The organism is Ktedonobacterales bacterium (genome assembly GCA_036557285.1).
Classification (GTDB): Bacteria; Chloroflexota; Ktedonobacteria; order Ktedonobacterales; family DATBGS01; genus DATBHW01.
This window is the reverse complement of the sequence record DATBHW010000044.1, coordinates 1-25,715: the sequence shown is the minus strand read 5'-3', so window position 1 is coordinate 25,715 and position 25,715 is coordinate 1. Positions and strand designations below refer to the sequence as shown.

Below are 25,715 nucleotides of genomic sequence, written 5' to 3'. Positions count from 1 at the left end.
CTGTGCTGAACCTGGTGAGCAAACGATTTATCTTTTTTGCGCTCTCGCTGTTGATTATTATCCCTGGGGTGATTGCTCTGTTTGTCTGGGGGTTCAATGTCGGCCTTGACTTTCAGAGCGGCGCGGTGGTGGACCTTCAGTTTTCGCGGGAAGTCAATTCCAACGCCGTAAAGCAGGCGTTCGCCAACGCGCACGCCGAAAATCTGGTGGTGGTCCAGGCGCAAGATACCTCGCACGACCCCAAATATTCGTTCTGGCTGCGCTTCAACGTCGGAATTGACAGCAGCGCCAAAGCGCAGGTGGTCACGGCGCTCAACAATCTGGCTGCTCAACTGAAGCAGGGCGGGAAACTGGATACCGAGGCCGCAGGCGATCTGCGCCTGGTGACGTTCGATGGCGGCAAGACGTATTTCACGATCATGGTGGTGCGCTTCGATAAGAAGACGCTGGATAAGCCGCCGGCCATCGAGCAGATTCAGGCGGCTATCGTAGGCATCAAGAACTTGAAGACCACCCAGCAGCCGACGCCGACGCCGACACCGACGCCGACCCCCTCGCCGACGCCTACCGGAACGGCAGCGACGCCGACGCCTTCACCGACGCCTTCGCCGACGCCCTCGCCAACGCCTTCGCCAACGCCGAATCCGTCGGTGACGCCAACGCCCTCGCCGACGCCAACGGCGACCCCCTCGCCGACGCCGAACCCGGAGGCCAATATTCCGGTCTTCCTCTGCGACACGAAGGATATTAAAAACGGCGTGACCTGTAAGCCGGGTGAGGGCATTCAGCAGGGCGACACCAGCACGCTCTTCACGATCACCACCACCTCGAACCTGACCGATCAGCAGATTAACACCATCGAGTTTAACCTGATGCAATCGCAGGGTTCTTACCTGGTCGAGCAATCCAAGGATACGGTCAGCGCGGCGATTGCCAGCGAGACAACCTATCGCGCTATCGGCGCTGTGGCCCTGGCTTCGATTGCCATTCTGCTCTATATCTGGTTTGCCTTCCGCAAGGTTGCCAGACCCTGGCGCTATGGAACCTGCGCCGTTATCGCCCTGTCGCATGACGCGCTGGTGGTGCTGGGTATGGCGGCCATCATCGGACACTTCGACCGCAACTATCAGGTGGACTCGCTCTTTGTCACAGCGGTGTTGACGGTGATTGGCTTCTCGGTCCACGATACGATTGTGGTCTTTGATCGTATCCGCGAGAACTTGCAGCGCCGCACCAACGAGACGTTCGAGCAGGTGGTCAACGCCAGCCTGGTGCAGACGATGGCGCGCTCGCTCAATACCTCGCTGACGGTGTTGTTCACGCTGAGCGCGCTGACGCTCTTTGGCGGCGTGAGCATCCGCAGCTTTACGCTGACGCTGTTGATCGGCATCTTCAGCGGCACGTATTCTTCGATCTTCAACGCCAGCATGCTGCTGGTCAGTTGGGAGCGTGGCGAGCTTGGCCGTATCTTCGGCTTCAAGCCGCGCTCGCCTCAAGATCGTCGCCCGGCGCGCCGCGCCCGCGCGCGGGCCTGAGCCAGCGGCGCAGCAAAGCGCAGAGCCAGAGGGCAGGGGAACCATCTCCTGCCCTCTGGCTGCTTATGCCACTTGTAGCGCCGCCTTCCAGGCAGCCAATCGTCTAGCCGCCTTCCAGGTGGCTACAAGCAAGCATGCCTCTTCCACCGGAGACAGTGTTAGCCAGCGTCCACCGTGATGATGAGCGTTGATGCGCCTGGCGCGCTTCCTGGCGAGATGTTGATGTGAACCGTTCGTGTATCTTTTGTGAAAGTCAAGAAGATGCCGTCGGCCCCGTTGTCTTCTACCTGTCCAGCCTTCCAGCCCTGTTGTGGCATGTTCCGCTGAAAAAAGTTCTTCACCGTCTGCTGGTCGGCTGGCGCCTGGAAGGTCGCCTGGTTCGCTGCGGGCTTCCCAATCAGTTGCGCGTTGGGGTAGATGGGAATATCGCTGGGCAGGCCGCTGCTGGCTGGCTTCGTTGGCGAGGGCGTCGCTGGGGGTGGGGGTCCATAGAAGCCGCCGGCGCCGCCGCCACACCCGCCAGGCGCCAGCAGGACCAGCATCAGCAGCGCGCTGATAGATACGCTGGTAAGAACTGGTTTTTTCATGCGCCTGCCTCCTCAGCTATTACCGAGCGTGATGCTAATATCGGTCTGGGCGGTCGCAATGGGGTCCGAAACGATATTGACTGACACGCTCCTGGTGTCTTTGATATACACCAGAAAGCTCCCTTTCGCGCCGTTCAATTCCGCTGATGCCTGGGTCCAGCCGTGTTTGGGCATCTGGTCCAGGTAGAACTTTGTGACGGCATCGAGGGTAGCGGTTGAACGATAAAAATAGAGGATTCCGGTAGTAATGCGCTGCGCCACCACGAGCTGCGCGTCTGGATAGACGACAATATCAGCGGGAAGTGGCCCAGCCGTTGGAGTGGGGCTGGGGGAGTCGGTTGCGGTTGGCCGCCCTGAAGGAGGAGGAGTTCTGGCGAGGCCAGAAGGCTGCTCTCCCCCACAGCTAATCAGAAAGAGCGTCAGGGCTATACTGATGAGAAGAATACGGGGAAGATACCTGTCCATAGAAACGCCTCCAGATGGCCGCTTGGCAGTCGGGTAGGTTGAAAACTATTATAGCCCGGGATGAATGAACAGACAATAACGCCGGGCAGCATTTTTCGGCGGTTATCTGCCAGCGCGCTTGTTTAAGAAGGAGACGAACGAGGTCTCTGAATTGACGCTTCCCAGGCCAAAATGGTATACTTATATCCGAGTGAATTAGTCGGAATATCCAGTTCAGAGGGGAGGGGCATCAGATGATGCGCGTTTCGACGAGAGGAGAATATGGGGTGCGTGTCATGGTTGACCTGGCCCGCCATTATGGGAAAGGTCCGCGCTCGCTCACCGACATCTCAAGCGAGGAGCAGCTACCCCTGCCCTATCTGGAGCAGTTGGTCAAGCTCTTGCGCGATAAAGAGCTGATCGTGAGCACTCGTGGCGCTCACGGCGGCTATCAACTCAGCCGTGATCCCCTGAATATTCGCATGAGCGAAGTGATTCGCGTGCTGGAAGGGCCGATTGCGCCGATGATCTGCGCCGTTGATGGCGAGATGGAACTGATCTGTGACCGGCTGGATTGCTGCTCAACCCAATATCTCTGGGCAAAACTGCGCGACGCGCTGGTGCAAACGCTGGATCGGATGACCCTGGCTGAACTGGCAAGCGCAAGCGCCCAGGAGCGCCTGCCTGCGCGCGGGCAAACCGTTCCAGCGCCTGGCGCGGTTTCTGCCCAGCGGCTTATTCCGGTGACGCCGCTTATTGTGCGCGGCGGCTATCAGGATACCAGTGACCTTGAGTGACCTGAAGGACTATGCGCTCTGCTTCTATAACAAGAGCAGGCGAGATACCTTTGCCTGGCCTGGGGCTTGCGGCTGCCAGGCTGGCTAGAGAGAAAACGAAGCGCGCTGACCGGCGCGTATATCTGCTGGCAATTGAAGGAGGCTGTTGGCTTTTCAATGGAAACACAAACCGCGATTCAGACGGCGGAGCTGGTCATCCGCAATCTTCACGTGAAGGTGGAAGAGAAAGAAATCCTCAAAGGCGTTGATCTGAGCGTGCGCCAGGGCGAGATTCACGCGCTGATGGGGCCGAACGGGTCCGGCAAGAGTACGCTGGCGAACGTGATTATGGGCCACCCGAAGTATGAAGTGACCAAAGGCGAGATTCTGTTCAAGGGTCTGAATGTGCTGGAGCTTTCGCCAGATAAGCGCGCCCGGCTGGGGCTGTTCCTGGCGTTCCAGTATCCGGCTTCGGTGCCTGGCGTGAGCGTGGCGAACTTCTTGCGCCGCGCTGTGGAGTCGGTGCGCGATGGCTATGACCCCAATGCGCCCGCCCAGCCTACGGGCCAGATGGAGAAGCGCAAGGGCATGCCCCCGGCGGAGTTTCGCAAGCTGCTTCAGGAGAAGATGCAGATTCTGAAGGTGGACCGCACCTTCATTAACCGCTATATCAACGAGGGCTTTTCCGGCGGCGAAAAGAAGCGCGCCGAGATCCTTCAGATGGCGGTGCTTCAGCCGCAGATGGCGGTGCTGGACGAGACCGACTCCGGCCTGGATATTGACGCGCTCAAGATCGTCTCCGATGGCGTGAACGCGCTGACCGGCCCCAACCTGGGCATCCTGATTATCACGCACTATCCGCGCATCCTGGGTTATATCAAACCGGATGCCGTCCATGTCATGTATCAGGGGCGCATCGTTCGCAATGGTGGGCCTGACCTGGCGCTGGAACTGGAGCAGAAGGGCTATGAGTGGCTGACCGGCGAAGAAGACGAGAACGCGGAGGCCAGCGCATGATACAACCCTTGACGAAAGGCTTCTCGCGCGAGGGGGTGGAGGCGCTTTCGATGCTGAAGGGCGAGCCTGCCTGGATGCTGGAGAAACGCCTGGCCGCGTGGGAAGTCTACGAACAGATGCCCGCGCCGCTGGGCCGTCGCGGCGACCTGGGTGTGTTGCAGCGAGTCGCCCGCTATAAGTACGATACGCTCATTCCCTACGTGGCGAACGGCGCGCGCGCCGACGGCCACTTGCCCCTGCCGACCTGGGAGGCTGGCCTGCTGGTGCAGCGCAATTCGAGCGTCGTGGCACGCGAACTGGACCCGGCGCTGGCGGCCAAAGGCGTCATCCTGACCGATATGGATACGGCGGTGCGCGAATATGCTGAACTGGTGCAACGCTATTTTATGACTGGTGTGACGCCGGGCGACAATAAATACGCGGCTCTGCATGGCGCGTTCTGGAGCGGCGGCCTCTTTCTCTATATCCCCAGGGGCGTCGTCGTTGACCGGCCTGTGCTGGCGCGCTATCTGCTCGATCAGCCGAATGCTACTAATTTTGCGCACACGCTGCTTATCGCTGAAACAAGCAGCCAGTTAGTCTATATCGAAGAAACGGCCTCTTCGCTGCCTGCGGGCGCAACGGCGCTTTTCAACGGCGTGGCGGAAATCTTCGCCAAAGACAACGCGCACGTCCAGTTTAACAGCGTGCAGGACTTTGGTCCTGGCGTCTGGAATCTGACGACCAAACATGGCATTCCCGAAAAAGATGGCTATATCCACTGGATTGTCGCCGACCTTGGGGCCGATACGACGCTGGCGAATCTCGGTACGACGCTGGCCGGTTCGGGCAGCAACGGCGATATTGTGGGCGTCCTCTTTGCTACGGGCCAGCAATTTGTCCAGATCAATACGCTTTCCAATCACGCGGCCCTTTCGACTTCCGCCGAAACCTACTTCAAGGGCGTTTTGGACGATAAGGCGCGCGTGGATTTCGAGGGGCTGATTAAGGTGGCGCACGGGGCGCAGCAGACGAACTCGTATCTCTCCGATCACACGCTGCTGCTGAGCGATGCGGCCCGCGCGGAGGCGATCCCCAGCCTGGAGATTGCCGCCAACGATGTGCGCGCCAGTCACGGAGCGACTACCGGGCAGATCGATGCAGAACAGTTATTTTATCTGATGTGCCGGGGCATCCCCGAAGCTGAGGCGCGGCGTTTGATTGTGCAAGGCTTCTTCGAGCCGGTGCTGGATAAGATTCCGTCCAATGAACTGCGCGCTCGCCTGCGCCGCTCGATTGTGAGCAAGATGGCGAAAGAGGGCCAGCCGATTGCTGAGGATACCGAATGGCACGATGTCACCGATCAATGGGACATCGAGGGCGCTGGCGCAGAGGCCGTCGCTATTTATGGTGGTGACGAGTAAGGCGGGGCCGCCAGGGACGACGGCGGGACACGCCCCTTCAGCCCCTCCTGCCGCCTGGAAGGCGGCGCTACAAGTGGCCGCCAGGGCTGGCGGTAATTCAGAAATGATATATATCACTAGTGATATATCTTCTTTCATGAAGCAGCGCACAGATGTTCAGTAGCGATATATATCACTAGTGATATAAGTTTCTCCAGGCAAGAAGGAGCGCATAGATGCTCAGCGCGGCTGATCTACAAAAAACGCTGGCGATCCGCGAGGATTTCCCGATCCTGGCGCGGCGGACGCATGGCAAACCGCTGGTCTATCTGGACAGCGGGGCAAGCTCGCAGAAGCCGATCTCTGTGCTTGAGGCGATGGATCGCTACTATCGCACCTCGCACGCGAATGTGAATCGCGGGGTCTATGTGCTGAGCGAGGAGGCTACGGCGGCGATGGAGCAGGCGCGCGTGAAGGTGGCCCGTTTTATCAAGGCGAAATCGGCGAAGCAGATCATCTTCACGCGCAACGCCACCGAGTCAATCAATCTGGTGGCTTATAGCTGGGGCAGCGCCAACATTCGGGAGGGGGAGACGATCCTGCTGACCGAGATGGAACACCATGCCAATCTGGTCCCCTGGCAACTGCTGGCGGCGCGAACCGGCGCGCGGCTGGAGTTCGTGCCGTTTACTGAGGAGGGCGTGCTGGATCAGGCCGAATATAGCCGCATGCTCGGTCAGACCCGGCCTAAGCTGGTGGCCTTTACCGCCATGTCGAATGTGCTGGGGACGATTACGCCCGCCAGGGAGATGATTGCCGAGGCGCACGCCGCCGGGGCTGTCGTCCTGCTGGATGGCGCGCAGAGCGTACCCCATTTGCCCACCGATGTGCAGAGTCTGGATTGCGATTTTCTGGTCTTTAGCGGCCATAAGATGCTGGGTCCGACAGGCATCGGCGTCCTGTATGGTCGGCGCGATCTGCTGGAGGCGATGCCGCCCTTCCTGACCGGCGGCGATATGATTCGTGAGGTGCATCTGCGCAGCGCCACCTGGAACGATCTGCCCTATAAGTTCGAGGCGGGTACTCCGGCGATTGCAGAGGCTGTTGGCCTGGGCGCGGCAGTGGATTATCTGAACGCGCTGGGCATGGAGTTTGTGCAGCGCCACGAGCAGGAACTGGTCAGCTATGCGCTGGAGCGGCTGAGCGGTGTGGAGGGGCTGGCGCTCTATGGACCGGGCGCGGCAAAGCGAGGCGGGGTGGTCTCGTTCACGCTGGGCGATATTCACCCGCATGATCTGGCGCAGATTCTCGACAGCGAAGGCATTTGTGTACGCGCTGGCAATCACTGCGCGCAGCCGTTGATAGAGAAGCTGGGCCTGCCTGCCACCGCCCGCGCGAGCTTCTATATCTATAACATTCCTGAAGAAGTGGACGCGCTGGCGGAGACGCTGGAGAAAGCGAAAGCGATCTTCGCGCTCTGAAGGACTCGCCTGGAAATGCTGTGATATGATCGTAACTACCAGGCGAGTCCTGGCATTTCCTGCCTTATCATCGGAGGCGAAACGATGGATGATTATTACCGCGAAGTGATTCTTGACCATTATCGCCGTCCGCGCAACGCGGGCGTTCTGGATGCGGCTGATATTCATGCCGCCGATTCTAACCCGCTGTGTGGGGATAAGGTGGAACTCTTTCTGAAGGTGGGCGAGGATGGCCGCGTGATCGCGGTGCGCTTCAGCGGGCGCGGCTGCGCGATCAGCCAGGCATCCGCTTCGCTGCTGACCGAGATGATCGAGGAGAAGTCGCTGGAGGAACTGAAGCAGCTTGGCAAGGACGACATCCTCGATGCCCTTGGCCTGGAAAGCATCAGCCCGGCGCGCATGAAGTGCGCGATGCTCTCTATGCGCGTGCTGCATCACGCGCTGGGGGATGATGACTGGTTCAGGCTGCAAGAAGAAGAATAGGCGCGAGCAGCGTATAGCATAGCGGCTGCTCGCGCGGCTTATGTGCTGGTCACAGGGAGGGCGTGTAACGGTTCCTGGTGGGGTTAGTAAATGAAGCTGACTCCGCTGCCGGTGTGCGCCCAGCGGTAATCCACTTTGCCAAATCCGCCGCGCGGCGAGCCTCCGTAATAGTTCATCTCGGAGACCTTGAACCGCGAGCCAGAGACTGCCACTACATGGGCCACATGGCCGAACGGGCTGGCTCCCTGCACTCTTCCCGCAAAAACGGCGGTAGCCCCGACGCGCGGGGCAGTGCCCACATGCAGGCCACGTTTGCGCGCGTTGATTGCCCACATGCCAGCGTTCCCCAGGCGCGCCAGGTTTTTGTGTGGGTTGGTGTGCGCCGCCCACCAGGTACACTGCCCCCAGAGGTATCTGTTGGGGAAGATACGGCTGCTGTGCGGATGAGTGGAGGGGTGGCTTGCGAGGGTTGACGCAGGAGGGCGGCTGCTGCCGGGTTTTGGGTTCATCGGCCCACCCTGCCAGGGTGGCTTTGTTGGGTGCGCGCAGTCATAATAGGAGTAGTGTTTGACGCCGTTCTGCATCCACCACCAGTAGCACTGTCCACTCGCCTTCGCGGCGCTGGGAACTGCAAACACAGCTACAAGACTGGCCGCAACAATCGCGGCCAGGAAAAATTGTCGCATGAAACGGTTCTTTCTAGGTTTTTCAGTTTTTTCTACTGCTTCCTGTTCTATCGTATTTGCGCTAGCCTGGTACGTGCAGGCGCGCCAGGCGTCCCTTTGTGACCACACCACGACCTTCTGACGCCGTTGGCCGGAAAGCCTGGGGCTGCTGGCAGGCGGCGCAGAGACTACCCCTGCCAGGGGCGAAGGTCGGCGTGGCTGTCGCATGTACTATGCCTGGGGGTTCGTCTTGTTGGCGCGAGGCAGCGTGCGCGGTGTGCGCCACACCCCCCGCCCGCGCCGCCAGGGACGGCGGCGGTACACGCGAGAGGTCGCCGCAACTTTCGGCGAACGGTGGGGCGCGGCCCGTCTCGGCAGATGCGGTTGGAGGTGGTTGGCCCGATTGATGCTATGCTGGCTGCTGTGCTGGCATGGTGTTTGTTGACTTTTGCCAGGTTTGGTCACGCGGTAGTCGAGTCTACCGGGGAGGAAAGCCATGATGCTCTATCTGATGCAGCACGCGCAAGCGGAGTCCGGGGAAGTGGATGCCCAGCGCCCGCTTTCTCAGGAAGGGCGCGCGGCTGTCGGGCGGGTGGCGGCGCGCGCGGCGCAGCTTTCTCTGCCTGTCGAGTATATCTATCACAGCGGCAAGCTGCGCGCCCGCCAGACGGCTGAGGTACTGGCTGCGGCGCTTCACCTGGAAAGCCGGGCGGAAGAACTGGACGGGCTTGGTCCGAAAGATCGCGCTGAGCCGCTGGCGCGCTGGCTGCGGGTGGAAGCGCAGAAGGAGATGGTTGGCGGCGTGGCGCTGGTGAGCCATCTGCCGCTGCTGGACCGCCTGGCTTCGCTGCTGGTGACGGGCGATGAGGACATCGGGGTGGTGGTGATTCAATATGCGGCGCTGGTGGCCCTCGCGCCAAAGGGCGATGGCAAACATTTCGCCGTTCAGTGGCTGTTGACGCCGGAACTGGCGTAATAAGAATGCCTCACACAACCGACGGTTGGCCCTACCCCTGCCGCCTGGAAGGACGGCGCTACAACCCTACCCCTGCCGCCTGGAAGGACGGCGCTACAACCCCGCCCCTGCCGCCTGGAAGGACGGCGCTACAACCCCGCCTCTGCTCGTGCGGAGGTTGTGTGAGGCGCTCTGAGCAAAAACAAACGGGACGGCGCGCCATTGAGCCGTCCCGCTGCATACGTAGGATACGCGAAAATCGCGGGTATGGTCTAGTATTCAGGCATTGGCGGAGCCGGGGCTTTTTCCTTTTCGGGGATGTCGGTGATGAGCGCCTCGGTGGTCAGAATCATCGCGGCAATCGAGGCCGCATTCTGAATCGCGGAGCGTGTCACCTTGGCCGGGTCAATAATGCCAACGTCAACCATGTCCTCGTACTTTTCGTCAAGGACGTTGTAGCCAAGCCGCTGGTTCTTGGTCTCGGCCTGCTTGCGGCGAACCGTTTCGACCACCACCGCGCCATCCTGGCCGCCATTCTGGGCCAGCGTGCGCAGCGGCTCTTCCAGTGCCCGACGCAGGATCGCTATGCCGGTGGCGATATCGCCTGTCGCCTCCAGGTTCTTCAGCGCCTCTGTCGCGTTGAGCAAAGCCACGCCGCCGCCAGGCACCATGCCTTCTTCGACGCCAGCGCGGGTCGCGGAAAGCGCGTCCTCGACGCGGGTCTTGCGGAACTTCAACTCGACTTCAGTTCCCGCGCCGACCTTAATCAGCCCAACGCCGCCGGAGAGTTTTGCCAGGCGTTCTTGCAGCTTCTCGCGGTCATAGTCGCTGGTGGTTTCGTCGATCTGCGCCTTGATCTGCTTGATGCGCGCCTGGATGTCCTTGCTCTCGCCCTTGCCTTCGACGATGGTAGTGTCGTCCTTGCGAGCAACGACGCGGCGGGCCTGGCCGAGATCGGCCAGGGAGGTGTTCTCCAGGCGGCGGCCCATCTCTTCGCTGATGACCTGACCGCCGGTCAGTACCGCGATGTCGCGCAGCATTTCTTTGCGGCGATCACCGAATCCCGGCGCCTTGACCGCCAGAACGTTGAGGATGCCGCGCAGCTTGTTGACGACCAGGGTCGCCAGGGCTTCGCCGTCTACATCCTCAGCGATGATGACGATATTGCGGCTGCCTGTCTGAGTCAGCTTCTCCAGCACCGGCAGCATGTCGGCGACGGCGCTGATCTTCTTGTCGGTAATCAGGATATTGGCGTCCTCGATGACCGCTTCCATCCGATCAGAGTTCGTGACGAAATACGCGGAGAGGTAACCTTTGTCGATCTGCATGCCTTCGACGTACTCAGTCTCGAAGGTTGTGCCACGACTTTCCTCTACGGTGATGACGCCATCCTTGCCGACGCGCTCCATCACTTCGGCGATCAACTCGCCGATCTGCTCATCCGCCGCCGAGATCGAGGCGATCTGGGCAATTTCTTTGCGGTCTTCGACGGGGGTCGCCAGATTACGGATATAGTCAACGACGGCGTTGGTGGCCTTTTCGATGCCCGAGCGAAGCTGCATGGGGTTGGCGCCAGCGGCCAGGTTCTTCAAGCCCTCGTTCACGATAGCCTGGGCCAGAACGGTGGCGGTGGTGGTGCCGTCGCCGGCTACGTCGTTGGTCTTGGTGGCGGCTTCCTTCAGCAACTGCGCGCCCATATTCTCAAAGGCGTCTTCAAGCTGAATCTCTTTGGCGACGGTTACGCCGTCGTGGGTGACGGTGGGCGCGCCGAACTTCTTATCGAGCGCGACGTTGCGGCCCTTGGGGCCAAGGGTGGTCTTCACAGCGCCCGCCAGCACATCAATGCCCTTCTTGAGAGAGCGGCGCGCCTGCTCGTCAAATACGAGTTGCTTTGCCATTGTCAGATTGCTCCTTACACCAGGATGGCGAGAACATCGCTCTCGCGGAGAACCAGATACTCTTCACCGTCCTGCTTGAATTCTGTGCCGCCATACTTGGCGTACAGCACCCGGTCGCCCTCTTTGATCTCCAGAGGAACGCGGTCGCCGTTGTCGAGCAGCTTGCCGCTGCCAACGGCGACGACGACCCCCTCTTGAGGCTTCTCCTTGGCGGTATCGGGAATGACGATGCCGCTCTTGGTGACTTCTTCCTTCGCGGCAGGCTTCACGACCACGCGGTCGCCAAGGGGACGAATCTTGTTGCTAGCCACGCTGCAAACTCCCTTCTGTGAACTGTTTTGTTTGATGGATGCGAGAGGCTGGGAATTAGCGCCTGGACGGCGTGTTGGCATGCTCGGAGTAGTCACACGAACACGGCCCACCCTGGGCGCATCCCGTACAACAGTAGGCCAGACCATCAGAGATAATGGGCGACCAGGCAATTTCAATGTCGCAGTTGGCGCAGCGCCGCAGCGATTGAGGGTTTTGCGCGAGGGGGCGCTCTTCGGGCGCGTCGGGCGCATGGCGCTCTCTTTCGTGCTGTGCAAAATAGCCTGCGTTCATCATGCCTGCGGAGCCGCTCACTCCTTCTCTGTCGGACGCGCCTGCTGCAAGGATGGAACCATTCTGCGCGTCTTTTCAGTCAGTCCAAAGGGGAGTATCGCATATGGGGTATTAGAAGGGTGTATGAGAAGTGTTAGAGGTCTGTAGGAAAAGTATTAGAAAAGTGTTAGAGCGCAAGTGTGAACTAGGTTATCGCCTCTGAACTTCTGGTATGTTATAGTAGCCTCAAAGCAGGCGGCATCCTGTTGAGCAGAGTGGGAGTGAGGCCACAGCCTCGCCCTTCATCCAGACTGGTGGACTGGAGCAGAGCTATGGCGGGATTAGAAGGACAGATTATCGGTGGCTGTCGGATTATCCGGCGGTTGGGCGGCGGTGGGATGGGCGAGGTGTATCTGGCGGAGCAGGTCAGCCTGAAACGCCAGGTGGCGATCAAACTGGTTCGCCCGGAAGTAGAAACGGCAGCGAGCGGCGCGAATCCGGCTGAGCGTTTTGCGCGCGAGGCGCAGGCCATTGCGGCGATGGAGCATCCGCATATTTTGCCTGTCTATGATTTTGGGGAGCAGAGTGGCCTGGCCTATCTGGTGATGGCTTACGCGCCCAATGGCTCGCTGCAAGAGGCGCTGACGCCAGGGCATCCATCGTTCCGTTTTGGCCTGCCGCTTTCGCTTGAGCTGGCCGGGGTGGTCGTTGATCAGGCGGCGCGGGCGCTGCAACACGCGCATGATCGCGGTGTGCTGCATCGTGACGTGAAACCGGCGAACTTTTTGATGGGCGCGGGTTCGCCGGGCAGTATTCACCTGCTGCTGGCCGATTTTGGGCTTGCCAAGTTCACCTCCGGGGCGGCAAACAGCGCCGTGTACTCGGGGACGGCTGCCTATAGCGCGCCAGAGCAGATTCAGCGCCAGGCGCTCCCGGCCAGCGATCAATACAGCCTGGCGGCGATGGTGTATCTCTTGTTGACCGGGCAGCTTCCGTTTCAGGGGGGCTTGCTTGAGGTTGTCACGAAACAACTGGCGGTCCCAGCGCCGCCGATGCGCGCGATCAGCCCGGCCATCCCGGCTGAGGTGGATGAAGCGGTCTTGCGGGCGCTGGCGAAAAATCCTGGGGATCGCTGGCCGAGCGTGATCGTTTTTGCGGCTGCCTATCGTGAGGCGTGCGCCAGGGCGCGAGGCTCAGCCGCTTCCAGACCTGCCGCTGCGCCGCTGGCGTCTCCGTTACCTCAGCCTCTGCCGGGCGCGGCTGGCGCGCCGCAGGCTGGCGGCGCACCCGTATTACCGGCCCCACAGGCTGCCACGCCGCTCAGCCCGCCGCTGGCAGCCACTGATGCGGTTCCACAGCAGCGCCTCCCACCTGCTGCCGCCGGGGCGACGCAGGTTGCTCCGCTTATGCCGGGTGGCGCGCCGTTTGTCCCTGCGCCGCCGATGACGATGCAGGCAAGGCAGTCTGCGGATGATTCGTTTGTGGCGGCGGGTCCGCTCCCACCACCGCCGATACTCCCGTCATACGCGCGCCCCCGGCGCTCCTGGACCGCCTGGGCGGCCCTGGCTGGCGGTGTGAGTGTGGTCGTTGCGATTGTTTTGATTGTGACGCTGGTGATGGGGCGACCAGGCGGGAACAGCGGGCAGCCCAACGCGCCTGGCGTCACTGGCACGCCGGGCCTGGGCAGCGCGGTACCTGTTGTTCCCAGTGGCCCACATATCAAGAGTATCCAGACCGGGTTGGGTATTACCGGGAACGTTGGCGACTCGTGTCGGCCTATACAGATCGAAAACCCGACCACCAGCTTTCATCAAACGGACGAGTATATGTGGCTTATTTATACGGCAGAGAATGGTGGCAGCCACACTGCGGAGGCAGGCGTGGCGCTGCTCGATAGCAAGGGGCAGTTGATTCTTAACGACGCGCCGCAGCCCATCACCTGCCCTGGAGCGGGCAAGTATGCCTCGTTTCTTAAAATTGCCTTTGTGGATCCGGGGCAGTACATCCTGGGCGTGTTTTATTCCGAGACGTTTACTATACCCGAGAAGCCAGAAGTAACGCTGCCAGTGACGATCAGCCGGTAGTCATTGGCTTCTTACCTTCATCATTCCTATAAAGAGCGATAACGAAGAAGAAAAAAGATAGAGGAGAATGCGCCGATGGCCCGGTTGGAAGGACAGACAATTGGAGGCTGGCATCTCCAGAACTACCTAGGCGCGGGAGAGCATGGCGAAGTCTATCTGGTCGAGCAGGCGGCAGTCCAGAAACGGGCTGTGATGCGTATCGTCCAACTGCGCTCGCCTGGCCCTCAAGCCCCCGCTGGCCCCAGTCTGGCGGGACGTTTTTCTCAGGAGGCCCAGCGGCTAGTTGAGTTGCGCCATCAGTATATCCTGCCGCTCTATGAGTACGGCCAGCAAAACGATCTGGGCTATCTGGTCGCGGCCTATACGTCTGATGGCTCGTTACAGGATGCCTTTACGCCAGGCCGACCAAGCTTTCGCTTCGGCTTGCCGCTGGACCCTCGAATAGTTGGCAGCTTGTTGAATCAGGTGTGCGCAGCCCTGACGTATGCGCACGAGCGCAATCTGTTTCATGGCAATATCAAGCCCGCCAATCTGTTGATCTCAACGGACGCCGGGGGGAATCTCTCTCTCTTGTTGAGCGATTTTGGTTTGTCGCGCCTCTTTGCCAGCAGCCCGGTGACGGCAAGCACGGTGTTCTATGCCGCGCCAGAACTTTTCTACAATCAACTCACTGCGGCGAGCGATCAATATAGTCTGGCGATGGTCGTCTACCAGTTGCTTACCGGACGGCTGCCCTTTGGCGGTGAGAGCCAGCAGGTGATGCAGCAGCAGATGCAGGCCCCGCCCACGCCGCTGCGCAGCTTCAACCCGAATGTACCGCCAATGGTAGAGACAGTCGTGCTGCACGCGCTCGCCAAACATCCTATCACCCGCTGGCCGAGCGTCGCGGCGTTTGCTCTCGCTTATCAAGAGGCGCTCATCGGGCGATCCAGTGTCTCCCAGCCTGCCGGGCCTGGCTATGCTGCCATGTCTGCCGCCTGGCCTGCCCAGCCTGCGGCGCCTGGCTATGCTGCTATGCCTGCCCAGCCTGCCGCTGGCTACCCGCAGTCGGCGGCTGTTCCTGCGCCTGTTCCTGTGCCTGTTGCTCAGCAGCGACCGGCCACGCCCCCTCCCAGGCCAGCGCCCGCCCCGGCGTTCTCCCAACAGCAAGCGGCTGTGACAGCAAGCGGCTGGAACCCTGAGCGCGCGAATGAAGATTGGATGCGAGAACCGCCAACCAATCCGCAGGGATATGGCCCGCGCCCGGTAGAAGCTGCTCCCGCTGCGCCCCAGGTTGTCCCGCCGCGCTCAAAAAAGCTCTGGTTTGCGTTGGGGGGCGTCAGTCTGGTGGCTGTGGCTCTGGCGGTGGTGCTGATTATTGTCCTAGTTGGGGGGAAGCCTGCTCAAACAGGTGCTATCCCTGGAGCGACACCTGGCCGCACTGCTGCTGTGACGCCCACCCCCACCGGCCCGCAAATGATCCTGACCGATCAGTTCGTAACGGCTATTGCGACGACGGCAGATACGGTTGCCGGGGATGGGGAATGTGACAACACCTTCCCGACGGCTTCCACTCCTGAGTTTCAGACGAACGATACCGTGATGATCGTCTACACGGCTAATCTGACTGATAATCAGCTTGGTCTGATCATCAGGGTTAACAAGATAGTGGGTAAGCAAAGTGTTGCTATGTTTAGCCCTGTGCCGCCTCTACTCTGCGCTGGCGAGCATACCTATGTGACGCCCTTTCATACCAATGATGATACGCAGAAAGGCTTTGGCACATATCGAGTGCAGATTGCCTGTTTCCTTTGCCGCGATACCGGCGCTGGCGCCCCTGACGCGACGATCTTTTTCAAGGTTAATTGAGCGCGCAGGCGGCTTTGCCATGCAAGGCTTCTTCTACGTCGTCAAACTGCTGCTTCAGCCAGGCTTCCAGGTCTTCGCGTTCGACAAGCGCGCGTACCTGTTGGGCGCGCTGGCGCCGGTCATCAAGGGGCATCTCCATCGCGCGGATGAGCGCCTGGGTGGTTTCCTCGACATCGGTGGGGGTAATGGTAATGCTCACCTCGCCTAGCTGCTGAGCGGTTCCGGCTGTTTCGGAGAGGATGAGGACGCCGCTGTTCTCGTTCACGATGGCCCCCTCTTTTGCCACCAGATTCATGCCGTCTATGACTGAATTGACCAGCAAGGCGTCATAATGGCGCATGGCGGCCAGCGCCCTGGAGCGGTTATTTCCGAAGAAGTCTTCGATAGGCTGCCAATCGTCGTTCCCATAGGCGCTGTTAATTTTTTGGATGATGTTGTGTACCGCGCGCTCGTAGCGCCGATAGCTGGGCAAGCCCTGGCGCGAGGGAACCAGGAAGGCCAGGAATTTCACTTTGCCCACCAATTCCGGGTGCGCCTTCAATAACCCTTCAAATGCCTGGAAGCCGCGTACAATGTTCTTCGTTGGCTCGACGCGATCCACGCGCATAAAGGTAAACGCGCCAAGTATCTGACGCACCGCCCGTTCATACTGGCGCGCGCCGCGCGCTGCTTCCTGGCGCACCTCTTGCACGTCAATGGAAATAGGCTCCGAGCGCGCCAGTGTCGTATGGGCCTGCCAGGCAATGCGCCCGCCGCGCTCATCCTGCGCGATTACGGCATCTTCGATCAGCACACGCAGAGCGCCGATAAAGTTGCGGGCATCTCGTTTGGTCTGAAAGCCGATCAGGTCATTAGCTAGCAGGCTATGATAGATACCCATCAACATGTGACGGGGGAGCAACTGCCAGTAGCGGGCTGAGGGCCAGGGGATATGAATGAAGTGGCTGATGATGGTATCCTCCACTCGCCCTTCCTGTTCCAGGCGCTCGCGGACCATGCCGGGGACCAGATAGAGATGGTAATCCTGAATCCAGACTAGCGATGGTGATGACTCGCGGGCCACTTCTTCGCAGATGGCGTCGGCAATGGCTCGATTCACCAGTTTGTAGCCGTGATCCCACTGGTGATAGTGCTGCGCGGTGAAGGTTGGTTCTTCGGCGGTATTCCAGAGGTAATGTTGCAAGAACCAGAGAATCCGATTGCTGATGCCCTCGTAATAGCGATGATACACTGTTGGCGGCACGTTGACAAAGCGCGTGGGAGGCAGCGGCTGGTCCTGCTTCGGTCTTTGTCGTTTGGGGCGCTGATGACCGTTCGCGCCAGCGAGGTCGGCTGATAGAACAGCGGGGTCTGCTGTTGTTCTGGATTGCTCCTGGCGCTCGGCGATCTCTCGCTCTGCATCGGTCATAGCGACAGCTATCCAGGTGAACCCGCCCGGTGGGGCGTAGCGCGCCGCCGGTTGCAGGGCAGTAATCATGCCGCCCGCGCCGCGCTTCGTTCTGAGGACGCCATTTTTATCATAGCTGTATTCAACAGGGCCGCGATTGCTGGCGATAATCAAGCGGCGCTGGCCGCTGTATGGTGTTGTCCGCATGGTGAGATGCCCCTTCCCGCTCGCGTTCTGCTGATCCCCTCTTCACTTCCATACCTGGCGCGCAAGTCATATGCCAGGGCAGCAGCAGCGAGAACGCGCAGCCCTTGTTTTCCGCTGACCCTTGGCCTACAATGGCAGCGGATAGTCTTGTTATGTTCCTTAAATAGCAGTATAGCATGGGGGAGATCATCGCAAGCGTGATTTAGGGGTTCGACGCCTGACAGCAAGGCAGGGCGTTCAGGATATGAAGGAGGCGCTACGTGGTCATTGATGAGATTCTGGCGGCCAACGAGACTTTTGGGAGCAAGCACCAACCAGCGCAGCTCAGCCATCTGCCACGCCGACGGATGGCGGTTGTTACCTGTATGGATACGCGCCTGACGCATCTATTTGAGGAGGCGCTGGGGCTGCATCGCGGTGAAGTTCTCCAGCTTCGCACTGCGGGCGCGACTATTCCTGAAGGGCAGGAGATCAACGGCGACCTGATTCGCTCCCTGGCGGGGGCTATTTATCTGCTGGGGGTACGCGAAGTGGCCGTCATCGGGCATACCGAGTGTGGGCTGTCGCATGGCGATCTGGGGCATGTGACCGCTTCGATGCAGGCGCTGGGGGTGGACCCGGCAGCCTTCCCTGAACAGGGGGATGATCTGCTGCGCTGGTTGGGGACGTTTCATGATGTGCGTGCAAACACCGCGCGCACAGCCCGCGCCATTCGCACCAGCCCCTATCTGCCGCGCGGCATCCCTGTGCACGCGCTGGTGATTGATGTCCACAGCGGGAAGCTGGAGATGATCGAACGCGGCGAGTGAAGCCGAAGCAGCAGCCTGCCGCGCTGTGTTCAGCCGGAGAGAAGCTATGCCGATTCGTTTTGAGCGACGGGAGAAAATGGCTCGCTATCTTGACCCAGGCGCAGACTTTCAGGAAACGGCCATTCCCTGCGAGATGCGCCTGGACCCGCTGACGGGTCGCAGCGGGCGGGTCGCTCATGTGGGCGCGGCGCATCTCAGTCCGCCCGATCTGGAGCCGTTGATTGAGGCTTCGCGGCAGTCATGCCCTTTTTGTCCAGAGCGCATCTTTCGGGTGACGCCCAGGTTTCCGGCGGATGTGATCCCGGAGGGGCGCTTGCAGCAGGGGGAAGCGATGATCTTTCCTAATCTTGCGCCTTATGATGAACACAGCGCGGTGGCGGTTATGAGCCAGGCGCATTATGTGCCTATCGGGGCGTTCAGCCAGGCGCTGCTCCACGACGCTTTTGGCGTTTGCCAGCAGTACGTGCGGCGCGTGCAGCATCTTGCGCATACGACCTATGCACTCGTGTTCTGGAATTATTTCCCGGCCTCTGGTGGCACTCAGATTCACCCGCATCTTCAGGTATTTGCCACCGATACACCTGGCAACGCGCTGCTGGAAGAATTGGCCGCCAGCCTGCGCTATTACCGCGAGGCGGGCCGCTCCTACTGGGCAGATTTGCTTGCGGAAGAGGAGCGATTGGGCGAGCGATTTGTTTCACGTGGAACATACAGCGCCTGGCTGACGAGTTTTGTCTCGCAAAGCGTACTGGGAGATACGCTGGTACTCTTTCCGGGGCAGCAGACATTACGCAACCTTCCTGAAGCGGCGCTGGATGAGTTCTGCCTGGGTTTGGGGCAGGCGCTGCGCCACCTGGAATCGCAGGGCGTCTATAGCTTTAATCTGGCGTGCTTTTCGGGCGTGACCGGGCGCGAGGATAGCTGGCTGCATGTGCGGCTCTCGCCACGTATCTATATGACGCCGCGTATCTGGGGCGGCGATACAACGGCTCTTCAGCATCTCTACCAGGAACATTTCATGCTGCAAACGCCTGAAACTGCGGCAGAAGGGCTGCGCCAGGCTATCAAGCTGTGATAGGCGCTGTGTCGAGATTCTAGCGCCTGGTTCCTGTTCGGCGGCGCTGCTGATCTGACTGGGGAGGCTGGTTACTCATCTGGTCGAAGTTCTTGCCCATGCGCAAGGCCACCATCAAAAAACCGGCGGAGAGAAACACGATGCTGGCGAGCAGCAGGATGATAAGTAAGGTTCCAAGCATACTTGTTCCTCAATCTGGCGCGCGGCCTGCCAGCATTGGCAAGGCGCGCCTTTTAGGGGTCTGAAACAGTATATGCTATGGCCTGTGGAGGCTGCAAACACTGGGAACCGGACGGTAGGCCATTGGCTTTCCCCCATGTGTGTTACAATGAGCGGGAGAGGAAACGGGAGAAGGATTGGCGCTCTCAATATCGTCTGCGAAAAATGGGAGGAACGCGCGCATGGCGGCCAGTTCAACCGGAGACCTGGAGCGCTTCATTGAAGAACTGAATCGTCTGTATGGCGAACTGCGTGCCAGCCTGGCGGAGATTTCCCCCGCCAGGCTGGCTGTTCAACCGGCTTCCGGCGGCTGGACGCCGCTGGAAGACCTGGCGCATGTCGCCGAGATGTTTGGCTACTGGTCCGGCGAGATTGATCGTTTCCAGCGCCAGCCTGGCGCTGCGTTTGGGCGCGTGGCGAGCAATCCTGAGCGCGTTCGGTTTATCGAGGCGCACGCGCATGATACGCCTGAGCAGATGGCGGCGCTTCTGGAGAGCGGTTATGGTACTGCTCTGGCTTTGCTGCAACGGCTGCGCCCCGCCGATCTGGAGACGACGGGCCAGCATGTGAAATATGGCGCGCAGACCGTTCGCCAGGCGATCCAGCAGTGGCTGATCGATCATCTGGATGAGCATGTGGAGCAGTTGAAAGCGATGGCGCTCGCGCAGTGAGATCACGGGGAGCGCGCTCTTTTTATTCATGAGGAGGCATGTAACGTGGCAGAGTTTACCCTTTCGCGCCGTTCGGGCGGCGAGCGCAATCAGGGCGGGCCGAGCGATGGGATGGAGATGGGGACGATGGAGAACGGGGAAGCCCGGCACGAGGCTGGCAAGCGCGAAGTCGAGATGTATATTCGCACTTTCCATACGCTGCTGCGCAGTTCAGGCGAGGTGGGCCTGAAGGCATTAGTGCAGGCGCATTACAATATTGATTCCGCGTTGCACCCGGAAGCCCGCTCCACCAAGCCGGATATGTCGGCTTTTATCTACAGTGTGCTGCGCCTGCCTGACGCGGTGCTGGGTTGTAATCGCATCTTGCTGGGTCAATCCGAAGACATCTTTCAGCAGCAGGGTTATGATGTTGACAAATGGGAGTCGGTCACAGCGTCGGCGCGGCGGCGCAAGTGGTTTTACGATGGCAAGAACAGCCTGGCAGCCTATGTCGCCAGTGTCAGCGATACCGAAGATATTGTGCCGGTGCTGGTGGCGATGCAGATCGAGTGGAATAAGTTTAACTGGCTGCTGAATGCTGACCCGACGACGATGCAGTTGCTGGAAAGCCGGGTAGATAAAGCCTCGCCGGTTTTTGCCGAGATTACCAAGGTGCTGCGCGAACGCTTGCAGGTTTCGCCGGATGATTGGCGTCGCCTCGAAGTGATCTGGGGCGATAAGATGTGGGGGAATCTCCTGACCATTGGCCGCGAGCGCAAAAACTTCACGCTGAAGATGATTGGCGGCTCGCACGTGGGCTATATACGGGCAACCCGCAAGTGGTGGGCGCCGGTGGATAAGCTGCTCAAAGACCTGGGATTGGCCGACCGGCCCATGTATTTTGTCTCCAGCAACACGCACAGCCTGTCAAACCTTTTCTCCGGGGCGGCGCTGCGGCGCGAAGCGGAAATCACCAAGTTTGCCCTCAGCGGTAAAGACCCCATGCTGGCTGAGGAGTGCCGCAAGCTTCAGGAGGGGCGTGTCCCTGGCAACTGGCAAAACTTCCTCTACTACGCTGCCCGCGAATATGTGAAGACTCCTGAGAGCAAGGATTTCGCTCACCAGCGTTCTGCTGAGGAGCAGGAGCGCGGCATCTGGAATATTACCGCGCGGCATGGCGTGGAAGTGGATGCCCAGATCTTTGATCTCTCGAAGCTGCGCATGGATGATATTGATCCCCGCTGCCGCCTGCCTGGCCTGGAGCGGCTGGCGCGCAGCCGGGCGATCATCATGAATATTGATTATCCGCTGGGGATGGCCGCTTATCGGATGCTGCGCGAGGTGATGGAGAATCTTTCGCAGGCGCGCGGGATTTATATTCTGGGGAAAGCCGCTACGCTGAATGGGAGCATCGGTGATGTGATGATCTCCGATGTGGTGCTGGATGAACATAGCCAGAACGTTTACTGGCTGGAAAACTGCTTCACGGCAGGGGATGTTGGCCCGCAGTTGATCTATGGTTCGGTGCTGGATAATCAGAAGGCGGTCTCAAACAAGGGTACCTTCTTGCAAAATCGCCAGTATCTGGATTTCTATTACCGCGCGAACTATACAGTGGTGGAAATGGAGAGCGGCCCGTACCTCAACGCCGTCTATGAGACGCTTTACACGACGCGCTATCCAACTGGCGAGAATATTAACTTTGCACGTCTGCCTTTCGATCTGGGGATTCTGCACTACGCTTCGGATACGCCTTATACGCGTGGCAAGAACCTGGGCGCGGGGAGCCTCTCCTACTTCGGCATGGATTCCACCTATGGCGCGGCGATTGCTATCGGGCGGCGCATCCTCAGCAATGAATTGAGCATTCTTGCGCCGGGCCAATCAATGGCTGGTTCCCCGGCGCAGGCGCCCGCGGGGGCGCTCAGCGGGGCTTCGACCTTTAACACGCTGACCGGCAGCGCGACCAAAGGCAGCGCCTCGGCGGCCCCGGCAGCGCCACCCCCAGCCCCAGCAGGAGCGCCCGCTCCTGCTGCCAGGGCGAGCGGCCCGTTGGGTGGACCCGCTGGCGCCGGACCCGCTGTTGGCCCCAGTTCCAGTTTTCTCTTCCGCCCCTTCGGCAAGGAACGCCGCGAAAATACCGAGGGCGAACACCCGGCTGCTGGCAAGGGGGAGCCAGCCTAGCTCAAACGGCTTTTGAGGGTGAGGTACTCGTCCGGCTCCAGCCGATGGATGGCCTGGGCATCAGGGAGGATCATGGTGAAGACGGACTGGTCCCAGCTATAGAGGGCGGTGACGATGACGTTCCAGGGGCCGCGACGGCAGGAGAACATCCAGTTCTCCTGGTAGTTGGAAAAGGCGACCACTGAACCATCCGGCGTCAGCGCCAGCAGGTTGGCGCGCCCACCAAGCGTCGCGTAGACCCGGCGCAGCGCTTCTTCCTCTGGCGCAGCGCCGGTGGCGCGATCTAGCTCTTCCTCAAATAGCCGGAAGCCTACCTCGCTGTCGGCTTTCCCGTTCAGCAGCCCTTGTTCCTGGTAGCCTGGCCGCAGCGCGGCATGCCTGTCGAAGTCGCCGTTATGGGCGAAGGCGCAGCCATGCCGCTCGCTGTAAAAGGGCTGAGTATCGGCCAGACCAATCGTGCTGAGCTGGTTTGGACGGCGCAGATGAATGATCGCCGCGTCTGCCCGCTCGTGGCCCAGGGCGGTTTGCGCTTCGGCCAGATGCGGATGAAGCGCGCCCAGGTGAATGGTGTGGCGCACTCGCCCGGCTGCAGGGTCGCGCCAGGCGACTCCCCAACCAAATCCGGCGATACCCAGCCGTTCTAGCTCGGCTGCCAGGGGCAGGACTTCTGAGAGCGCGAAGGTTGCCCCTGGCGCGCTCCCCTGTACGGCGAGCATCTCGCACATAGATAGCTATCCCTTCCTGAATCTAGCGCGGGCGTCTAGAAGGCTCCCAGCGCTTTGCCGAAATCGCTGAGGTTGGGCGCTCCCAATCCGGTTGCCAGGTCGAAACCGCTGGTAGCTGGATAGAAGAGATTATCACCTTTGGTGACATCAAAGAAAGGATGCAGCGACCCACCCTTGTTTGCCAGTTGATAGAAGGTTGGCGGAGCGCCGACCAGCGGCTTCTTGTGCTGGCGCAATCCCTGATCCACCAGCGCGATGCCTGCGGCCCAGACAGGCGCGGACAGGCTGGTGCCGCCGCTTCGATACCACTTGCCAAAGAAGTAGAGGGGTACATTCAGCGAGATTGCTGAGACATCGGGTATCTGGCGCGAGCCGTTGGAATACTGGTTCTGGACGCCTGGCCCTGTCTGCCAGTCGGGCTGCTGAAAGGCGATGCTTAAGCCGCCGCCCGTCCCCCAGGAGTTTCCGCACTGGCTTTTGTCCGGGCTGGGGTCAGACCAGGCTGGCTCCTCGGTGCGTTTCCCCTGGCTATCTGTCGCCAGGAGGGTGCCGCCGACGGCCAGGGTATACGGGTCTGCGGCGGGGAAATCAACGGAGAGTTTGTCGAAGGTGCCGTCATCAAAAGCGCCGCAATCGCCAGAGGCGGCAGCCAGGGTGATGCCTTCCGCCGCCAGGCGCTGAATGGCCTGGTCAATGGCTTGAATCTCATCTCGGCTAAAGAAGGACTCTTCTCCGCCCCAACTGGCGCTGACCACCTGCACGCGGTTTTCGCTGGCGATCTGGTTCAGGATATTGGCGTAGCCTTCTGGGAAGGGGGTGATGGTTGGATCACAGAAGATCTGCGCGCAATAGGTCGTTTGATACTCCAGCAGTTCCGCATCCGGCGCAAGCGTACTCAGGTACTCTAAGTCCAGCGTTGCCTCGGCGGTAGAGTCATCATCGGTATCTTGCGCGCCGCCGTTGACTCGAACGATGGTGCGGTGAAGCTTGCCGCCGGTGGTGCAGCTCAGGAAGGTATTCAGATCGTCTACCGAAACGTCATCGTTAAACTCGACGACGCCGATAGCGATGCCCTTGCCTGTGTAGCCCGCTTGATAGGCGCCTGTATAGTTGTAGGCGGCTGCTATCTGGCTGGGGGAGACGCCTTTCTCGCCCTTGCAGGCCGGTGGCGGCGCGGGTGGTGTCGGCGGTTTGGGTTTGGGCTTGCCGAAATCGCTCAGCCCCAGGATGTAGTCAATAATCTGTTCGAGTTCGTCGGGCAAGCCAAACTTGCCTGATGGCCCAAAGAAGCTGGAGCCATTCTGCTGATAGACTTGCAGGCCGATATGAAACGCCTGTTGGATTTGCGCGGCGGTGGCCGAGACGATGAGTGAATCGCGCAGCGAGGAGACCGCGAGAATCTGGAAGCCAGCCAGCTTCAGAAAGTTGCTGGCGGCGTCAATGGCTTGCTGGGGGGCGCCGTAGCGCGAGGCAAGTTGATCTGGCGTCAGGAAATGGCCGTATTGGGGCGAATGGGGATCGTACAGGGCGGCTAGATCATCGGCAAGCGCCTGTCGGTTAGTCGCCAGGCCAATCGTCAATTGCAGGCGCGTATCGGGAGGCACCGGACCAGTAGGTTGCGCGCCTGCTGCTCCAGGTGGTAATAGCCCGATTGGTGGCAGCGGCGGAAGCGGGACGTGTGTGCTTTGTGGCTTTTGGGCGGTGTCCTGGCCGCCGCAGGCCGCCAGCATGGGGAGCAGCGCGCAGAGCGCCAGAAAGGCGCTGCGCCTCGGCCCTCGCCCCTTGAACCGAGAAATGGTCAGAAAAAGTTGCATGATGATTGCGCGGTATGGGTGATTCCGTCCTCCGCCGCGCCCCTCCTTCCAATAGTCCCAATGGGCAATCATCAAAGCGCCCGCAGAGCTGGACACCTGAAAGATTGCTTACCAGTATAGCAGCGTTGACAATAGGGTAGATAGGCGGGGATAGCTGTGCTTCACAGTATAGGTGTTGGAAGCATGCTTGCCCATGAGATGGATCACGCCCTGGTTGTGGTCTGGTTCATACAAGCGCCCTCCCTGCGGGAAGGGCTGTGCCTCGCTCGTCTTTGACAGAATCGAAATATTGTTCTATAGTAGAAGCTGAAGTTAGCCCCAGGAATGATGGAGAGAAGAGGATCAAGGCTTATTCGTTCTTGACACCTGGACTGGCAGCGGATAGAATGATGTGTAGGTCGTGCTAGATGGGGCGCCTGGGCTGCCCTGAACCCGAAATGCTCAGTATGCGGGATCGAATTCCCATCCGAGGCTCGACGTAGTTGGTCCAATTGTCGGTATGTGGCGTTGAGGACCGGGTCCTGCGCGGCAGATGCCTGCGAACCCCGTCAGGTCCGGGAGGAAGCAGCGGTAAGTGGACCGCTCTGGGTGCCGCGGGATCGCCGGATCTGAGCTGGAGCGTCGAGCGAGGTGGGTTGGCGCGGAACAACGGAGGGTGCACGACCAGTACCCTTCTCCACCGCCCCCTTCTTTCCTACTCCGCGCGTTTGCTGCCGCTTTGCTCGTTATGCTTACCACGGCCACTCTGCGCGGCAACTGCGCGAGGCGCTCCCCGGTCCGCGTTCTCGGCTGGTGCTGCCAAAGCTGTTAAGACCGCTCAGGCGCGCGGTGCGCCGTGACTTCTCAGGGTACTTCTCAGGCTGTTGAGGCGGGTGTGAGCATGGCGTCGCAGTCTCTCTATCGCAAGT

General features: G+C 60.3%; 23 protein-coding genes and 1 other RNA gene. 14 read left to right on the top strand and 10 right to left on the bottom strand.

The genetic code is table 11. From position 1 onward, the window contains the following. The first annotated feature begins 2 nt into the window (after positions 1-2). A complete protein-coding gene (secF, locus tag VH599_12770) occupies positions 3-1,535 on the top strand; it encodes a protein translocase subunit SecF (protein HEY7349178.1) in 1,533 nt (510 codons plus the stop codon). Between the two features lie 158 nt (positions 1,536-1,693). Here secF and VH599_12765 read toward each other — a convergent pair whose 3' ends face one another. Both VH599_12765 and VH599_12760 read right to left on the bottom strand, forming a co-directional pair. Beyond that, the gene (locus VH599_12765) at positions 1,694-2,122 is read right to left on the bottom strand and encodes a hypothetical protein (protein HEY7349177.1); all 429 of its coding nucleotides are present in this window, start codon (positions 2,120-2,122) and stop codon (positions 1,694-1,696) included. 12 nt (positions 2,123-2,134) lie between these two features. Then, the gene (locus VH599_12760) at positions 2,135-2,587 is read right to left on the bottom strand and encodes a hypothetical protein (protein ID HEY7349176.1); all 453 of its coding nucleotides are present in this window, start codon (positions 2,585-2,587) and stop codon (positions 2,135-2,137) included. A 233-nt stretch (positions 2,588-2,820) separates the two neighbouring features. Here VH599_12760 and VH599_12755 point away from each other — a divergent pair, with 233 nt between their 5' ends. The 5 genes from VH599_12755 (at position 2,821) to VH599_12735 (ending at position 7,705) form a co-directional block, all read left to right on the top strand. Beyond that, positions 2,821-3,363 (top strand): Rrf2 family transcriptional regulator, encoded by a 543-nt coding sequence (locus tag VH599_12755; protein ID HEY7349175.1) that lies wholly within the window; start codon positions 2,821-2,823, stop codon positions 3,361-3,363. 156 nt (positions 3,364-3,519) lie between these two features. Beyond that, complete coding sequence (gene sufC, locus VH599_12750) at positions 3,520-4,359, top strand: Fe-S cluster assembly ATPase SufC (protein HEY7349174.1); 840 nt, start codon at positions 3,520-3,522, stop codon at positions 4,357-4,359. Continuing rightward, positions 4,356-5,762, top strand: coding sequence for a Fe-S cluster assembly protein SufD (gene sufD / locus VH599_12745; protein ID HEY7349173.1), 1,407 nt, complete (start codon positions 4,356-4,358; stop codon positions 5,760-5,762). Before sufC ends, sufD begins: the two co-directional genes overlap by 4 nt. Before the next feature lie 215 nt (positions 5,763-5,977). Continuing rightward, positions 5,978-7,222, top strand: coding sequence for a cysteine desulfurase (locus VH599_12740; protein ID HEY7349172.1), 1,245 nt, complete (start codon positions 5,978-5,980; stop codon positions 7,220-7,222). A gap of 84 nt (positions 7,223-7,306) precedes the next feature. After that, positions 7,307-7,705 (top strand): SUF system NifU family Fe-S cluster assembly protein, encoded by a 399-nt coding sequence (locus VH599_12735; protein HEY7349171.1) that lies wholly within the window; start codon positions 7,307-7,309, stop codon positions 7,703-7,705. Between the two features lie 83 nt (positions 7,706-7,788). On the opposite strand, the gene VH599_12730 is transcribed toward VH599_12735, so the two are convergent. After that, positions 7,789-8,391, bottom strand: a complete 603-nt coding sequence (locus tag VH599_12730; protein HEY7349170.1) for a CHAP domain-containing protein — start codon at positions 8,389-8,391, stop codon at positions 7,789-7,791. Positions 8,392-8,866: 475 nt separating this feature from the next. Between VH599_12730 and sixA the strand changes: the two genes are divergently transcribed. After that, the gene (gene sixA / locus VH599_12725; protein HEY7349169.1) at positions 8,867-9,346 is read left to right on the top strand and encodes a phosphohistidine phosphatase SixA; all 480 of its coding nucleotides are present in this window, start codon (positions 8,867-8,869) and stop codon (positions 9,344-9,346) included. 251 nt (positions 9,347-9,597) lie between these two features. On the opposite strand, the gene groL is transcribed toward sixA, so the two are convergent. Genes groL through VH599_12710 form a run of 3 tightly spaced genes read right to left on the bottom strand, consistent with a single transcriptional unit; the run spans position 9,598 to position 11,829 of the window. Next, complete coding sequence (groL, locus tag VH599_12720; protein HEY7349168.1) at positions 9,598-11,223, bottom strand: chaperonin GroEL; 1,626 nt, start codon at positions 11,221-11,223, stop codon at positions 9,598-9,600. A 14-nt stretch (positions 11,224-11,237) separates the two neighbouring features. Further along, positions 11,238-11,534: a co-chaperone GroES gene (gene groES, locus VH599_12715; GenBank protein HEY7349167.1), complete on the bottom strand. Its 297-nt coding sequence runs from the start codon at positions 11,532-11,534 to the stop codon at positions 11,238-11,240. Positions 11,535-11,589: 55 nt separating this feature from the next. After that, positions 11,590-11,829: a hypothetical protein gene (locus VH599_12710; GenBank protein ID HEY7349166.1), complete on the bottom strand. Its 240-nt coding sequence runs from the start codon at positions 11,827-11,829 to the stop codon at positions 11,590-11,592. A gap of 308 nt (positions 11,830-12,137) precedes the next feature. Here VH599_12710 and VH599_12705 point away from each other — a divergent pair, with 308 nt between their 5' ends. Together VH599_12705 and VH599_12700 are read left to right on the top strand one after the other, a co-directional pair. Further along, on the top strand, positions 12,138-13,889 hold the full coding sequence (locus VH599_12705) for a protein kinase (protein HEY7349165.1): 1,752 nt from the start codon (positions 12,138-12,140) through the stop codon (positions 13,887-13,889). A 75-nt stretch (positions 13,890-13,964) separates the two neighbouring features. After that, entirely contained in the window at positions 13,965-15,737 is a 1,773-nt protein-coding gene (locus VH599_12700) for a protein kinase (protein HEY7349164.1), read from the top strand. On the opposite strand, the gene VH599_12695 is transcribed toward VH599_12700, so the two are convergent. After that, a complete protein-coding gene (locus VH599_12695; protein HEY7349163.1) occupies positions 15,730-17,331 on the bottom strand; it encodes a trehalose-6-phosphate synthase in 1,602 nt (533 codons plus the stop codon). The genes VH599_12700 and VH599_12695 overlap by 8 nt on opposite strands. Before the next feature lie 260 nt (positions 17,332-17,591). Between VH599_12695 and VH599_12690 the strand changes: the two genes are divergently transcribed. Beyond that, on the top strand, positions 17,592-18,140 hold the full coding sequence (locus tag VH599_12690; GenBank protein HEY7349162.1) for a carbonic anhydrase: 549 nt from the start codon (positions 17,592-17,594) through the stop codon (positions 18,138-18,140). Between the two features lie 46 nt (positions 18,141-18,186). Then, positions 18,187-19,215: a hypothetical protein gene (locus VH599_12685; protein ID HEY7349161.1), complete on the top strand. Its 1,029-nt coding sequence runs from the start codon at positions 18,187-18,189 to the stop codon at positions 19,213-19,215. 19 nt (positions 19,216-19,234) lie between these two features. Here the strand turns inward: VH599_12685 and VH599_12680 are convergent, their stop codons facing one another. Then, positions 19,235-19,396: a hypothetical protein gene (locus VH599_12680; GenBank protein HEY7349160.1), complete on the bottom strand. Its 162-nt coding sequence runs from the start codon at positions 19,394-19,396 to the stop codon at positions 19,235-19,237. 220 nt (positions 19,397-19,616) lie between these two features. Here VH599_12680 and VH599_12675 point away from each other — a divergent pair, with 220 nt between their 5' ends. Both VH599_12675 and VH599_12670 read left to right on the top strand, forming a co-directional pair. Beyond that, a complete protein-coding gene (locus tag VH599_12675; GenBank protein HEY7349159.1) occupies positions 19,617-20,105 on the top strand; it encodes a DinB family protein in 489 nt (162 codons plus the stop codon). A gap of 45 nt (positions 20,106-20,150) precedes the next feature. After that, positions 20,151-22,268 carry a hypothetical protein gene (locus VH599_12670; protein ID HEY7349158.1) on the top strand — a complete coding sequence of 706 codons (2,118 nt, stop codon included), beginning with the start codon at positions 20,151-20,153 and terminating at the stop codon, positions 22,266-22,268. Here the strand turns inward: VH599_12670 and VH599_12665 are convergent. Together VH599_12665 and VH599_12660 are read right to left on the bottom strand one after the other, a co-directional pair. Continuing rightward, positions 22,265-22,993, bottom strand: a complete 729-nt coding sequence (locus tag VH599_12665; protein ID HEY7349157.1) for a class II glutamine amidotransferase — start codon at positions 22,991-22,993, stop codon at positions 22,265-22,267. The two genes, VH599_12670 and VH599_12665, sit on opposite strands and share 4 nt — an antisense overlap. Before the next feature lie 35 nt (positions 22,994-23,028). Beyond that, a complete protein-coding gene (locus VH599_12660; GenBank protein ID HEY7349156.1) occupies positions 23,029-24,903 on the bottom strand; it encodes a S53 family peptidase in 1,875 nt (624 codons plus the stop codon). 302 nt (positions 24,904-25,205) lie between these two features. On the opposite strand from VH599_12660, the gene ffs reads away from it, so the two are divergent. Further along, positions 25,206-25,470, top strand: an RNA gene (ffs, locus tag VH599_12655) — signal recognition particle sRNA large type. Positions 25,471-25,715 lie beyond the last annotated feature (245 nt).